Source organism: Psychrobacter sp. DAB_AL32B, assembly GCF_002224105.1.
GTDB lineage: Bacteria > Pseudomonadota > Gammaproteobacteria > Pseudomonadales > Moraxellaceae > Psychrobacter.
Genome location: NZ_NEXU01000145.1, coordinates 1 through 606, shown reverse-complemented (window position 1 = coordinate 606; position 606 = coordinate 1). Strand labels below are relative to the sequence as shown.

At 37.3% G+C, this 606-nt stretch carries 1 protein-coding gene and 1 pseudogene; both read right to left on the bottom strand.

Annotation, left to right across the window (positions count from 1 at the left end; genetic code table 11):
* Window positions 1-10 precede the first annotated feature (10 nt).
* Window positions 11-184, bottom strand: a pseudogene (locus tag CAN34_RS13725) (LysR family transcriptional regulator); the annotation flags it as partial.
* Window positions 185-418: 234 nt separating this feature from the next.
* Window positions 419-606 (bottom strand): hypothetical protein (locus CAN34_RS13720; protein WP_133063027.1); only part of this gene is annotated, 188 nt, incomplete at its 5' end.

Here is a 606-nt window from a genome sequence, read left to right as displayed (position 1 = left end):
CTTCTGTTCAGCTTAGCTTACGGGTTGAGCGATGTAATAACACTACACCGAGTTCGTTTTCTAAAGAGCGTATTTGCTGACTGACAGCACTGGTGGTAATACCCAGTTCGCGAGCTGAACCACTAAAAGAGCCGTGTCCGACCACACTGGCAAACACGGCCATACCACGTAAATTATCTAACATATTCTCACCTAAGCTACTTTATAATTGTTAATATAACTTAACCATTATATCTGATTACAAAGAATTTTACAGTTTTTAAATATAACTCTTATGGTCAACTAAAGCGACTTATCATGTAATAAAACCAAAAATATCAAGGTGATAAAGCAATTTCACCTTGATATTTTAATATGTGCAATGCGCTTACTAATAGTCTGGTTTTTGTAAAATATTAATAATTAATTTTCTGATTGTTTAATATAACTGAACTTTACCCATTTTCCCTTCGCCGCGCTCGGTTAAATACTGCATGACTGGCGTATTGAGCAATCTTGACTCTGCTACCGTTTTGGCTTGTATGAGGCGTTTTTGTTGCCGAAGCTCAGGCGTTTTATCATCGTCTTGCATGATGCTGCCACCTTTTTGCAAACTTATTCCTGCTT